The organism is Bacillus litorisediminis (assembly GCF_022808645.1).
GTDB lineage: Bacteria > Bacillota > Bacilli > Bacillales > JC228 > Bacillus_BF > Bacillus_BF litorisediminis.
The window spans coordinates 1-12,520 of record NZ_JAKZKT010000070.1 but is presented as its reverse complement, the minus strand read 5'-3'; the positions used below and the strand labels follow the sequence as shown (position 1 = coordinate 12,520).

At 37.0% G+C, this 12,520-nt stretch carries 14 protein-coding genes; 4 read left to right on the top strand and 10 right to left on the bottom strand.

All coding sequences use genetic code 11. From position 1 onward, the window contains the following. Window positions 1-532 precede the first annotated feature (532 nt). Window positions 533-1,309 carry a hypothetical protein gene (locus tag MLE14_RS20870; RefSeq protein ID WP_243300341.1) on the top strand — a complete coding sequence of 259 codons (777 nt, stop codon included), beginning with the start codon at window positions 533-535 and terminating at the stop codon, window positions 1,307-1,309. Between the two features lie 203 nt (window positions 1,310-1,512). Here the strand turns inward: MLE14_RS20870 and MLE14_RS22805 are convergent, their stop codons facing one another. The 6 genes from MLE14_RS22805 to MLE14_RS20850 form a co-directional block, all read right to left on the bottom strand. Further along, window positions 1,513-1,665 (bottom strand): DUF6980 family protein, encoded by a 153-nt coding sequence (locus MLE14_RS22805; protein WP_390629343.1) that lies wholly within the window; start codon window positions 1,663-1,665, stop codon window positions 1,513-1,515. A 540-nt stretch (window positions 1,666-2,205) separates the two neighbouring features. Next, window positions 2,206-2,772: a DUF4256 domain-containing protein gene (locus MLE14_RS20865; protein WP_243300340.1), complete on the bottom strand. Its 567-nt coding sequence runs from the start codon at window positions 2,770-2,772 to the stop codon at window positions 2,206-2,208. Window positions 2,773-3,107: 335 nt separating this feature from the next. Continuing rightward, window positions 3,108-3,311, bottom strand: a complete 204-nt coding sequence (locus MLE14_RS22800) for a DUF6199 family natural product biosynthesis protein (protein WP_390629340.1) — start codon at window positions 3,309-3,311, stop codon at window positions 3,108-3,110. 678 nt (window positions 3,312-3,989) lie between these two features. Further along, window positions 3,990-4,388, bottom strand: a complete 399-nt coding sequence (locus tag MLE14_RS20860; protein ID WP_243300339.1) for a DUF3139 domain-containing protein — start codon at window positions 4,386-4,388, stop codon at window positions 3,990-3,992. Window positions 4,389-4,410: 22 nt separating this feature from the next. After that, window positions 4,411-4,641 (bottom strand): hypothetical protein, encoded by a 231-nt coding sequence (locus MLE14_RS20855; protein WP_243300338.1) that lies wholly within the window; start codon window positions 4,639-4,641, stop codon window positions 4,411-4,413. A gap of 431 nt (window positions 4,642-5,072) precedes the next feature. Continuing rightward, a complete protein-coding gene (locus MLE14_RS20850) occupies window positions 5,073-5,282 on the bottom strand; it encodes a hypothetical protein (RefSeq protein ID WP_243300337.1) in 210 nt (69 codons plus the stop codon). A gap of 351 nt (window positions 5,283-5,633) precedes the next feature. Between MLE14_RS20850 and MLE14_RS20845 the strand changes: the two genes are divergently transcribed. Continuing rightward, window positions 5,634-6,530: an RCC1 domain-containing protein gene (locus tag MLE14_RS20845; RefSeq protein WP_243300336.1), complete on the top strand. Its 897-nt coding sequence runs from the start codon at window positions 5,634-5,636 to the stop codon at window positions 6,528-6,530. A gap of 129 nt (window positions 6,531-6,659) precedes the next feature. Here MLE14_RS20845 and MLE14_RS20840 read toward each other — a convergent pair whose 3' ends face one another. Both MLE14_RS20840 and MLE14_RS20835 read right to left on the bottom strand, forming a co-directional pair. Next, window positions 6,660-7,124: a phage tail protein gene (locus tag MLE14_RS20840; RefSeq protein WP_243300335.1), complete on the bottom strand. Its 465-nt coding sequence runs from the start codon at window positions 7,122-7,124 to the stop codon at window positions 6,660-6,662. Window positions 7,125-7,143: 19 nt separating this feature from the next. Beyond that, window positions 7,144-7,623 (bottom strand): GyrI-like domain-containing protein, encoded by a 480-nt coding sequence (locus tag MLE14_RS20835; RefSeq protein WP_243300334.1) that lies wholly within the window; start codon window positions 7,621-7,623, stop codon window positions 7,144-7,146. Window positions 7,624-7,732: 109 nt separating this feature from the next. Between MLE14_RS20835 and MLE14_RS20830 the strand changes: the two genes are divergently transcribed. Further along, window positions 7,733-8,695: a helix-turn-helix transcriptional regulator gene (locus MLE14_RS20830; RefSeq protein WP_243300333.1), complete on the top strand. Its 963-nt coding sequence runs from the start codon at window positions 7,733-7,735 to the stop codon at window positions 8,693-8,695. A gap of 126 nt (window positions 8,696-8,821) precedes the next feature. Here the strand turns inward: MLE14_RS20830 and MLE14_RS20825 are convergent, their stop codons facing one another. Beyond that, entirely contained in the window at window positions 8,822-9,355 is a 534-nt protein-coding gene (locus tag MLE14_RS20825) for a hypothetical protein (RefSeq protein WP_243300332.1), read from the bottom strand. A gap of 818 nt (window positions 9,356-10,173) precedes the next feature. After that, window positions 10,174-11,202: a DUF3231 family protein gene (locus MLE14_RS20820; RefSeq protein WP_243300331.1), complete on the bottom strand. Its 1,029-nt coding sequence runs from the start codon at window positions 11,200-11,202 to the stop codon at window positions 10,174-10,176. A 515-nt stretch (window positions 11,203-11,717) separates the two neighbouring features. Between MLE14_RS20820 and MLE14_RS20815 the strand changes: the two genes are divergently transcribed. Continuing rightward, window positions 11,718-12,248 carry a hypothetical protein gene (locus MLE14_RS20815; protein ID WP_243300330.1) on the top strand — a complete coding sequence of 177 codons (531 nt, stop codon included), beginning with the start codon at window positions 11,718-11,720 and terminating at the stop codon, window positions 12,246-12,248. Window positions 12,249-12,520: the final 272 nt, after the last annotated feature.

The window sequence follows — 12,520 nt, the reverse complement described above, 5'->3', positions numbered from 1 at the left end:
CTGTCTACGCTTAAAGACTAAAGTTACCTTTAGCCCTCCAAGACTCGCTACGAGTGAATGGCTAGTTCTTACTCGACGGGAATCCCACCCGTTATATGATACGACCTAGGCTCGGCCGCACACCTGCCCCGTTAGCTGAATAAGAAAAATTGAGCTGCGATCGCTTGCCGTTCTTAAACTCTAGCACCCTATAGTTTAAGTGAACACATTCACAATCCCTACTTTTAGTACAAGAACCACCGCACAGTACCCCTATTACATAAAAATTTAATTCAAACAAATCAGACCTCTAACTGATAATGGTATTGTCATAAGGGCTACCGAAACAGTCCTTTTCTTCAACAATTCTCAACCGATTTTTCTAAAGGAAAAAAGCGATCGTAAATAAAAGAAATCATTTTCGATTGAAAGAAATTAGGGTTAATGATAAAATCACATTAGGAAAATAAAGGCAATGTAACCTTTGGGTTCAACCTCGTTGAAAAGTAGGTTGGACCCTTTTTGCATTCTTAAACCTAAAGGAGGACTTATGATGTTGAGAACAGAAATGCTGTTGCAACGGCTGGACGAGATTGGCAAATCGCTCGAAAAAAAAGGGGGTGCCCTATTATTATTAGGTGTCGGTTCCGTTGGAATCGAGACGGCTCGGCTGGACGATTATTCAGATTTGGATTTCTTTGTCATTGTAAAACCTGAACTGAAAAGCAGATATATCAACCATTTGGATTGGCTAGAAGAAGTTCACCCTTTAGCTTATTCTTTTAAGAATACGGAAATTGGCTATAAAATTCTGTTCGAGGACGGCATTTTTGGTGAATATGCGGTATTTGAGGAATCGGAACTGATCAATGGTTCCTATACCGAAGGGAGAGTCATATGGAAGGATCCGTCCTACCAGAACACGGGCATTTCAAAACCTACCAACCCGATACCTAGCCCGAAAAAAGACTCGTTAGACCATCCTTTGAACGAAGCTTTAACTAATCTATATGTGGGTCTCGGCCGCTATGCCAGGGGAGAGCGCTTATCAGCGACGAGGTTCGTCCAAGGTTATGCTGTGGATAGGATTTTATCCGTACTTCATCTGCTCGAGCCAGAGGTGGATTACTTTCCAGATCCTTTCGGAAACGAGAGGCGCCTTGAAAAAAGATACCCTCGTTTTGCGGAAATCATTGGAGACATGATACAGGGATATGACCGTGTACCTGAATCGGCACTTTGTATTTTAAGCTTTATAGAAGAAGTGTATCCCGTAAATAGAAAACTAAGCGATGAAATACGTCGATTAGCCAAAATATCTTGCTGTTAAAAACAAAGGAGTAGAATCTTATCATTTAAAAATAGCTATCTATTGTTCCATTTCTGCCACTAGTTACTTAATGAAAGTTATATTCTCCAAGTAAATGGAAATTCCTTCTTAAACTAAACTGCTCCGTTACTTCAAAAAGAAAAAAGGACTCGCAGCAGCAACTCCTATTCTTAAACTCTTGCACCCTATAGTTGAAGAACAAATTATAACTTTGAACCACACCACGGACAAAAATCAATCCCTATACTTGAAGAACCACCATCATGAATTATCAATCCATAATCATTATCTTTTTCATCGAAAATTATTATTTTATCAGGACAATCAAAGCTAATATTATGATCAATACAATGAATAGTAGTGATAATTCTATCTTTATATGATTATCCATCCTAACCTCCCTTTATGAAACTTGTATACGTTTATTGGACTAAACCACTCTGTTAGAAAAACAAGAAAAAGAGCTACCCGTTTGTTTAAGAGTTCTCTATATTTTTGTTGTTGTTGTTTTTCTTCTCTTCATAGAAATTCCTAGCAGAATAGACAATCCAAAACAAAATAACCACTAAAAGTGCGTTATGTTTATATTCATCAGGAAGGAAGATAAATAGTAATAGTGTAGTCAATAAGAATGGTGGCATAAGTATCCAATAATTCTTATTTTTAAAGTGTTTTATATCATAACCTCCAAACTAATTTGTACTTATATTTGGTTCTTTAAAATATCATCTTACTGTTCTTAATTAAACAATCCTGTGCCGTTAATGAAATAACTTCAATAAAAAAGCCTTAATCCTCTATTGAATCAACGCACCCGATAGTTGAAAATGAAATGAAAGCCTTTTCCGCAAGTAATCATCTGTTCTCAAATTCATACTTGGCTGGCTGTGCAAAATTTAGACCCTTAGCGAGCCACGGAAACCCCTGGATGCATAGTAGGATTCCGCTCCATTGTGGTACACAAACACAGTGTCGTAGCGACGATCACAAAAGATGGCCCCGCCGAGTTTTCTAATATTAGCCGGTGTTTTCACCCAGCTCGATGTTTTCGTATCGAAATTTCCGAGTATCTGCAACTCCCGGTATTGTTCTTCAGTTAAAAGCTCAATGCCCATTGCAGCAGCCATATCAATAGCGTTATTTTCCGGTTTATGTGTTTTCCTTGACTCTAGCGCTTCACGGTCGTAACAAACACTTCTGCGGCCTTTAGGACTTTCCGCTGAACAGTCATAAAAAATGTATTCGCCCGTCTCTTTATCATAACCAACAACATCCGGTTCACCGCCAGTTCTTTCCATTTCACTAAGCGACCATATTTTTTCAATATTCGCTTCCAGCTTTGCTTGGACTTTAGCCCATTCAAGACCTTTATGGCGGTTCATGTTTTTCTCAAAACGGGCTTTCAATACTCTGAGTAATTCTTCACGTTTTTCTAGTGGTAACTCCTTATTTCCCTTTGTCATATTAGTTTCCCCCTAATTGTTTTTATAAAATTGCTTTGACAATAATGATGATGTTTTCAAAGAAGATCTTATTTACATATTTCTTATTATCACGTTTATGGGCTATTGAGTATTAGAAATTTAATAATTTCACTTGTTGTGGAGTATTGACATATTTCTTCACTAATGAATTTATAAAATGGGAAAAAGAAATGACGGTAACCACATTCCATCACAAAATTAAAGCTCATGTAATTTTCCCTTTATCAGAGGTATTTCCTGCTTATTAAACTATCCTCCTCCGCTAGTTTAATACTCAAAAAATAGAGTTAGCCCTAATTAGATTAAAGCACAATTCAGTTTTTCTTTGAACGAAAGTACTTAACAATAAATACGATACCAAAGATAATTGATATAATACCGCCGAAACGTGTAGACCAAATGTACAAAATGGATGGTTCCGCGTTATTTGATTTCCAACTTTCTGATATGATCCATACAATAGATGGATATATTAACATAATAAGACCGTTCATTATTAAAACTATACCAGCTGCCATAGGATCTTCTCCTCAATATTCAAATGGGAAACCTAAAGGGTTCTTTAAAAAGGCTACTTTTCTAGATGTCTCTCATAAGATAAATAAGAGTAAAGCCTATAACTAATTAGAATAATGGCTAGATTGATGTCCATTTTGATGAGCTCTCGGCAAGAAAAACCACCCTTACCTTGATTTCTTTATCACACTTATCACAATAAACTGTTTTTGATATAGTAATCACCTTTTTTGATAAATTCCCTTTACTAACTATACGAATCGGTTTTTATTATGTTTCATATTTTACTATCCTGTCCCGTCAGAACACCCATTACTATAAGAACACTAAACCGAATAGCCTTAATAATGTATGCAAAATATATCCAACCCATTAGTGACAATTAAAAAGGTTTTTCTAATTGTCAATTCTCATCCACCCTCTATCTTCATAGACGAATCTTTATCTAAAATACTCTTAACCTCTTAATGAATAAACCTGCACGGTAGTACAATAGATTCTCCTATAATTATTTGAATAGTAAAATGCTTTAACCCTTTATGATTAAAGCCTCTGTTAACCAGAATCATTAAAAGAATTTCCGCTATTTCCCCTGCCACCCTCACGAAATGAAAATCAATAACCATAGAAGCATGATGCTTTGTCCAGTCCACTCTACTAAGCTTTGGCTTTTCAATTAATTATCTTTTCTTCACCGGATCCTCGAAACCATTTGGGCCACGATATTCAAAAGGAACAGAACCGTTTTTCCCATCAAAAATCTTAGACTTGTTTTCATTTAATATTTCGATTAATACTACCTCACCAGAAGTCATGACATAATAGACATATTCATAGAAAGGTTCATTCTTGTATGTAACATGCACCGTAAAATCACCGGCTTTGTAATCATATTGAACTCTACTTTCTTTTAGATTTTCTTCTTGTCCTTGTACTATGAGATAGTTTATAACCGTCTCATGTGCAATACTGCGTTCTTCGGGTGATCCATTAAAAAATTCATAAAAGCCGTTGGTAGCTTCATAAGAAAAATAACCAATAATAAAAATGATTCCGATGATTGCAACCATTTTCTTCATTGTTTCTGTCTCCTACTCATCATTAGATTGGTTGCCAGAACAGGTAGAAGAAGATAAAAACTAATAATTGAAAAAGACGGATATTGAACTGATCTTTGCGTTCTTCTTCATCATATTCATGCATGATTAGATCCTCACCGATTTCTTCGGTTTCCCGCTTGGATAAATCCTTTAAGGTATTATCATACTTGCTTATTAAATCGTCTATTCCTTTTTTAAACTCTTTATCTCGGGTAACTCTAACAGGTTTCAATTAATTTATCATCCCAATCCCATATTTGATTGAATACCATCCTGTATGTAGTTTGTCCTGTCTCATGCTACATCCCTGGTGTCTGTTTCTCTCTCATGCGTACCTTCAACCCAATATTTTTCATGTACATATCTAAACTAAATTCTTTAAAAGTTCATTCATTAAAAAGAACGTAATAAATCGTTTAGATGGTATAACAATTACATTACCATATTTGAGATGCTATTTCCATTTTTGTTTAACCCTTCCATAAGCAAAAAAGAGCAAAAATACTAAAAGTTTTTCTTGAAGTGATCTTATATTGTTTGTTTGGAGTGGAAATTAATAACAAAAAATGTTATTAGGGTGGAATTTGATGAAATCAACTGGTGTAATTAGAACATAAGATGAGTTTGGAAAAAAGTAAAGTACCCATCCACTAACCTGCTCATTTAGTTCACTATCCAAAATCCAACCACAAAAATAATTACCGAAAAAATAATACCGAACAAAATTTGTAATAACATTTGTTTAAACTTCTTATCATCATTCTGAGCTTCTTGACTATCTTTAAAAAAAGACAATAATCCTGATGTAAAAATAGCATCCCAAAATTTCCAAATTTCTTTATCTTTATTTTCGTTCTCATTTTTAATCTCCAAAATTTTCCCTCCCCCTTTTTAACATAACAAATAAAGCGATATGCCACAATTAAAGGGATCTTCGTAAAACCGTGTGGAAGCAGCCTTTTCGAACAATGTTTGATTTGTTGATTAAAAATTTTAAAAGTGAGTTGTATCATCACTCCTTTACTGGTAGGTTAGGAAAGGAGATGATTCCAATGGTGCAAAAGATTGTAAGAAAATCCCCACAGGCACGTTGTGAGTATAAGAAAGGCTTATGATGAAAAAACATGCCCGGAATGCGGGAAATGGGTTTACTTCCACAGCACAGATGATACAAAGGCTGGAATGTTCGCAATAAAATAGGTCTTGTTTTCAAGGAGGTAAAATATGGATTACATTTCACCGAAAGAAGCGGTGTTACAGGTGAAACGGTGGCCAAAAGATACCATAGCGGCGGGGCGTTGTCATACCGTCGGGCTTAAATTGGACGGAACGGCGACGGCTGTGGGTGATAATAAATATGGCCAATGTGATGTAAGCGGCTGGCACGATATGGTGGCGGTCGCAGCGAGTAATGTTCATATGGCGACGAACACGGGTAATGCTCATACAATCGGTCTTAAATCCGACAGTACGGTGGTGGCTGTGGGTTGGAATAAGCATGGCCAATGCGATGTAAGTGACTGGCGTGATATTGTAGCTGTTGCGGCGGGATGGCGTCGTACCGTCGGGCTTAAATCGGATGGCACGGTGGTGGCTGTGGGTCGAAATAATGAAGCCCAATGCAATGTAAGCGGCTGGCGCGATATTGTGGCAGTCGCGGCTGGTGACTGGCATACCATCGGTCTTAAATTGGACGGAACGGTGACCGCTGTAGGTAATAATCGGTATCGCCAATGCAATGTGAGCGGCTGGCGCGACATAGTGGCGGTCGCAGCGGGTTATCTTCATACAATCGGTCTTAAATCGGATGGGACAGTGTCGGCTGTCGGTTTGAATAAACATGACCAATGCGATGTAAGCGGCTGGCGCGGTATTGTGGCGATAGCGGCGGGTAGTAAACATACCATCGGTCTTAAATCGGACGGTACGGTGGTGGCTGTGGGTTGGAATGAGTATGGCCAATGTAATGTAAGTGATTGGCGCGATATTGTGGCGATAGCGGCGGGTTGTGCCCATACCGTCGGTCTAAAATCGGACGGCACGGTGGTAGCTGTCGGTGATAATGAATTTGGCCAATGCGATGTAAGCGGCTGGCATGGCATCCAACTTCCCGGCAATTAGTTTTAAGGTATCCGCTAGTGAAAGCTATTTTTTACCTTAATAGAGTAAATAGCTTTCACTAACGTCATGAAGAAAAGAATAATCAAGTACAAAAAATAGCTGGATTCCTCCACTTGGGTTATGGCTACTCTAATATTCTCCTTTAATCACAAAAAACGAGCCCCGAATTGTTCCAGCTAGTTTAGACTTCTGCCTAGCAAACTTAAACTTCCCTTCTAACTCCTTCGGTACTTCCATCCCCTCAGAAAGCTTAAAACCAACGGCCCGCTTCTTAGGGTCATCAACCGTATACATGACGTTGACCGCAAGACCGTCCTCATAAAAGACGTAGGCAAATTTGATATTTTCCACTTGGAAACGCGATGTTTCTAAAGGTTTGGCCGCAAACTCAATATCACGTTCTTCTTTCAAAATACGGTTCACATAATCAAGGGTCTCGCAGGACTCGCTAGCTGGTACAACCGTAAATTCATGCTTATATTTGTTCATAAAGTAACGAGCTTCATTAGCACGTAAACCAGCAAGTGCTTCTGCGACTGGTGATGACTCTAAACCAACCGTAGACACATTTTTAAAATCAACGATATAGGACATTTCCATTCTCCTATAATCTTTATTTCTTAACAACAGGAATCCACATTTCACCAAATACTAATCCGTTTCGCTGCCCCATTTCAACCGTTGCATTGGGACCGCCAACATAGGCAAAATTCTTTGCTTCTGGCAAGATTTGACCAAAGGCAATGCCAGTAAGCTTATTACTTAACTCATCAGAAGTCTTCGCTTCCCCTTTAACAACTAGGTATTCTCCCTTAGGAAATTGGATCACTCTGGTTGCTTCTGGTATTGATGCCTCTGTCATGACGCCAGCATAGTACATCATCTTGTTATTCACCGCTTCGTTCACGGCAAAAATGTAGTCATTTGAGGCTATGGCCTTTAAAGCGTCAAGCCTTCCATCTTGTTTAACTGCCGACCAAAAATCTTGCTTCTCCTTGTTTATACCAGCATAGTCTGTGTAATCGCTCTGAAGCTCAGTTCCAATACCTAATACGATAAAGCTGTCTTTTTCCTCAATAGTATAATCTGCCATTTTCAAAACCTTCCTTTTTTAAAATTTATCAAATGATTTGTCTTTTCACTTGATAGGTTTATAATAGCCTTAAATAATGTCAAAAAATGATACTGTTTAGGAGGTTCCGATGAAAAAAGTTGAACGGATTAATATCATCATGCGGTATATCAACAACCGCGCCCACTTTACAATCTCTGAAATCATGCGAGAATTTAACATCTCTCGTTCGACTGCTATTAGAGATATCAGAGAAATTGAAGCCTTGGGGATGCCACTTGTCGCTGAAGTTGGAAGGGATGGAGGTTATTATGTAATGAACAACTCTGTCCTGCCCACTGTTCGCTTTACTGATAATGAGATTAAAGCTCTTTTTATTGCTTTTATGGCCACAAGAAATCAACAGCTCCCCTATCTCAAGAGTCGTCAGTCTTTAGCTGAAAAATTACTAGGTCTCATCTCAGAAAACCAGCAGGATGACCTTGTCCTTTTAAATCAAATCCTGCTCTTTGAAGGGACCAACCCTAATAATCCCGACCTGCTTGATCTGTCAGATCTTCCTCATCCTATATTAGAAAAGTTCATCGAAACCCTTCTTTTGGATCGTTATTTATTGATTACCATCAAAGAAGAGAAGGTAATTAAGTCTTATCCAATATATCTCTTGCACCTTTATCGTGAAAAAAGCGTTTGGTTGATTGAAGCCTTTGACTTAGAGGAAGAAAAGAGGAGGATTGTTCCTGTCGACAATCTCACCAATGTCAAACCATACCCTGCGAAAAAAAGATTAAGTAAGAAAAAAATTTTAGAAAAACTAAGTAAGCAGGAAGAATTAATCAACCTTGTACTTGAACTTGGTCCAAAGGCAATTGCTCAGTTCAAAAAATACCATCCTTTAAAAGTTTCAATTTCCTATACAAATCCTTTCCAAACCACAGCTATTCTAAAGACTTTTATCAATGTTAATAATTCAGAAGAATTGACCGAAATAATAAATTGGCTACTTTTCCTAGATGAGGATATCAAGGTTAGAGAAATGCCAGAAGAAGTCTCAAAAGGTTTACAAGAGAGATTATGCCAATATAGCCCATAAGCAGCGCCAGTTAAAATCAAATAATTTTGATGTTGGGTAGTACCAGCAAAGCTGACACTACCCCTATAAAGCAAATATTGTGAAATACAAGAGCTTGTTATCGTTAGTTTGACAAACTCTAGCATTTCAGAAACGAGCTATAACATTACCTTTTTCATCAACAAATTCCAGCCGCTCTTTCAGAATGTCATCGGTTAGATTTGCGAAGAACCATATTTTCTTATTCTTTACTGGTATCATTAAAGCTTCGTGTGATCCACGTTTTACAGTAACTACATCATTATTTACAAACCCATATTCCTCACCACTCTCGATTCCGCCCGAATGACTGTAATATTTATAATTAATTTCTGTATCTAAGAATCCTACACCAGCAATAGTAACAAGCTTCCACCCATTTTTAACTTTTTCAAATTCAGCTAGTTGGATATAATCTCTCTGTCCGTTAAAATTAGAATAATAAAATACATAGGAGTATTGTCCTTTGGGTACCGTTACAGTTTCGATAAATTCCGTAGGTTTCCACGAAGGTTCTAGTATGTTATCAAGAGCTAGTTCTTGAGTAGGAAATGTTCGATTTTCCTTAAGCCATTCTAAATACTTAGCTGCTCCAAACAAAATAATGGGAATAGCTATTAGTATTAAAATTGATTTCTTCATTTGTCTGATCCTCCTTTTTAAAGCGTGAGCGCTTTAGAAAAAGTTTATATTTATTAAGATATAACTCTCGTATGAGAAATAGGATCATGTTTAACTTTTTTAATTCCTCTTTAAAAACGTAAAATCTAATGCCTAATCAAAGTTTTGACCAAAGCATTTTTTTATTGAAGTAATCATGTGAGGAATCCATAAACTAGTTACTGGAACATTATGAATCCTTTCTTCACAAACCCAACAAAGCCCACGAAATAGCAAAGAAAATCCCCGGCTTGGATCTTTCATCCAATTTCATCCATGTTTATTTAATCGATTTTCTATCGTTTTAATTTAACAATTCCATTTTAACATAATATTCCAAATTTATAATACCCATTATCAGATAAGGCAAAACAAAAAAAGCCACCACTATGGTGACCTTCTTGTATCCATTAGTCCTCAACAAACCTCCCCCTTTAGTTCAGTAACTTCGGCAAAAAATTGGTTAATCCTAGTGGATTCGCCTCTCTTTCAGTAATTCTAACTAATAATTTTCCGCATACTTTTTCTCCATAACCAAACTTACAATATTCCAAGCTGTGAATGACTAAATATAGAATTATTTATGAAAGCAAACCGAAAGAATTATTCCCATTTTAAGTTTATAATTCATTAATACTTACCCTTATTTGTGTTTAATTAAATAACACAAATAAGGGGAAATAAACCACCATCTCCTACCTTCTGAGTTGTTATCACGGTCCAGAAAAATTACATCAAAATTTCTAGTTTCGCTTAATTGGAGTTTTTTTTATTTTAATAGGGCTTATTTAAATAATATCTTATCTTTGCCCTGAGAGTTTTTCTCTATCATCTGCTAAAGGAACTTGTTCAACCCATTTATGCTTCACCATAATGTTAAATCCTTCTTTCAGTAAATCTGTAAATTCCATCAAAAGTCTGGAAAAATGTACTCCCAAATCATTACGCTGACTTGTTGCAATGGCTGTTCCATACACTCCCGCTTGAGTCGAACCTAACACTAATTTATGGTACATAATAAGACGATCAGAAAAAGGGGAAATTGTTGAATTAGTAACTTCGGCATCTTCTGATTTTGGGGAGGGTAGATGTTCCAAAGCCAATAAAGATTCCAGAATTTCAATATGCTTACTCCCTAGCTTTACCCCCCGCCATAAAAAATCCTTAACCTCTTGCAATTTAGCAACCTGAGCGAAGCCTAAACACAGTGCTCTGTCCAACTGTGCTTTTTTCAAATCCCAAAAAATATTGCTGATCTCAATGCAGTTCAATGTCCTCTTTCCCCCAAGAATCCCTTGCATGAAGGACTTTGTCTCCACAAATTCATAGTTATCTGGCGGATTGATAAATGGTGGTCTTGATACAGTTCCCTTTTCCAAAAGTAAGTCTAGAGATTGATTAAAAAGTTGCATTGTTTCATTTTGACAATGAACAAAATAATCTCGTATATCACGTCGCATATTCGTACCTAATGCTGCAGCATATCCCGCTAAACCGTGAACACTGGCTATGTATGTATAGGTCAAACAAAATTCGTCGGAAAATAAACGAGGAGCTTCTAGATTTACATCTTCCTCAGTAAATCCATGCGGTACAGGAAATTTTTCTTTTGTGAAAAATTCCCTCCCCTTTGTAATGTGACCCTCTGCTAGGCTTAACGCTAATTCTAATATTGGGCGAATTGATAAATCCTCAACAATTTTAAGCATGTATTTAAAAATACATATTGACATCGAATCATTTTGATACTGTGTCCAGAGATTTGCAATCTCTGGTGCAGTTAGCCTTACGTTATGGGATGTTTCACCATCTTTCATTAAATCATTCACTTTTATCGTTCCCTTCAAATAACTTGCTAATATTTGTGCAAAAATTTTTCTTTGTCTTTTTTACCTATATTCTTTCTGTGGTTCATTTAAAATATGTAATAAAATAAAAAAGCACATATAAATCGTGCTTTCAATTGGTATTCACTAATTAAATTATGGTGAATTAAGCCTATTGTTTGCAGAATCGTAAAATTAGGAAGAATTTTCTCCCCGATAAATCTTATCCGTAATTGCAACATAAATTTTTCGATATTCAGCACCTATATCACAGTGATACAAGATACAAGTACCACTTTACACCAAAGTTAGATAAACCCGTACAGGTCAACCATCTTATTTAAGTTACAATTTAAGGAATAATCTGGAATTTCTACTTTTAGTAAGTTTGGTTTTACTACCTACTCTTTTGAGATATTTACCAAAATTCCGCAATTATATCAGGCAATATGCCACTTACCAGGAATGTGTATATGAATATAGATAAAATAGCTAAAAAGAAAGGAGTGGAAGAGACAATGAGATCAAAACCATGGTATGCAGGTCATGGAGGAAGTAATGGCGGCGGTGATTCTGAGGCAGAAAGTCGTGCTAGAGCAGATGCAGATCTAGACTTCGATAGCGATATCGATAACGAATTAGACAACGAAAATGAAAGCAGAAACCGCAATAAAAACCACAATGTTAATATCGCTAGAGTGCAAGACAGCGGAAACTCCGTTTTAGACCTTCGTGTGGATGTTGATGCTAGAACAGTCGCACGTGTTCGTACACGTGCTGAAGCCGAACAAGATCAAGAGCAAGATCAAGACCAAGATGTTGATGTTGATATTGAACAAAATGGAAACGGAATCGGAAATGTTTTCGGTAACGGAAATGGAAACGGAAATGGAAACGGTGGAATCGGCAATGGAAATGGAAACGGGAATGGAATCGGTGGATTCGGCAATGGAAACGGTAATGGATTCAGAAATGGAATCGGTGGATTCGGTCGATTCGGAAATGGTATAGGAAATAGAAACAGACATGGAAAAAGGAAAAAACACTAAGTAAAAGGTGTGTGGGTATACAAGCCCACACATTTTTATATTCGGTCGATATTTAGGGCATTCCCGTTCCGAAACTCAAGGTTTGATAAAGGAGAACATAAAGAGGAAATCATAACTCAATGATGAATCTACTTTTTTAAGGTACGGGCTTGTCAAGAAAAGTGTGTAAGTTATTCTAGATATTTCTTCACACGTTTCTTCAGGTGGTCGTGAACTAATAGTTGATTCATGATCATGGCCCATTGTTGGATGTGTCCACCTTCCCATTTCTT

What these genes read in the sequence shown, in the direction of transcription:
- MLE14_RS20870 (WP_243300341.1), top strand. Translation starts at nt 533, where the DNA reads ATGTTGAGAACAGAAATGCTGTTGCAACGGCTGGACGAGATTGGCAAA.
- MLE14_RS20865 (WP_243300340.1), bottom strand. Translation starts at nt 2,772, where the DNA reads ATGACAAAGGGAAATAAGGAGTTACCACTAGAAAAACGTGAAGAATTA.
- MLE14_RS22800 (WP_390629340.1), bottom strand. Translation starts at nt 3,311, where the DNA reads ATGGCAGCTGGTATAGTTTTAATAATGAACGGTCTTATTATGTTAATA.
- MLE14_RS20860 (WP_243300339.1), bottom strand. Translation starts at nt 4,388, where the DNA reads ATGAAGAAAATGGTTGCAATCATCGGAATCATTTTTATTATTGGTTAT.
- MLE14_RS20845 (WP_243300336.1), top strand. Translation starts at nt 5,634, where the DNA reads ATGGATTACATTTCACCGAAAGAAGCGGTGTTACAGGTGAAACGGTGG.
- MLE14_RS20840 (WP_243300335.1), bottom strand. Translation starts at nt 7,124, where the DNA reads ATGTCCTATATCGTTGATTTTAAAAATGTGTCTACGGTTGGTTTAGAG.
- MLE14_RS20835 (WP_243300334.1), bottom strand. Translation starts at nt 7,623, where the DNA reads ATGGCAGATTATACTATTGAGGAAAAAGACAGCTTTATCGTATTAGGT.
- MLE14_RS20830 (WP_243300333.1), top strand. Translation starts at nt 7,733, where the DNA reads ATGAAAAAAGTTGAACGGATTAATATCATCATGCGGTATATCAACAAC.
- MLE14_RS20825 (WP_243300332.1), bottom strand. Translation starts at nt 9,355, where the DNA reads ATGAAGAAATCAATTTTAATACTAATAGCTATTCCCATTATTTTGTTT.
- MLE14_RS20815 (WP_243300330.1), top strand. Translation starts at nt 11,718, where the DNA reads ATGAGATCAAAACCATGGTATGCAGGTCATGGAGGAAGTAATGGCGGC.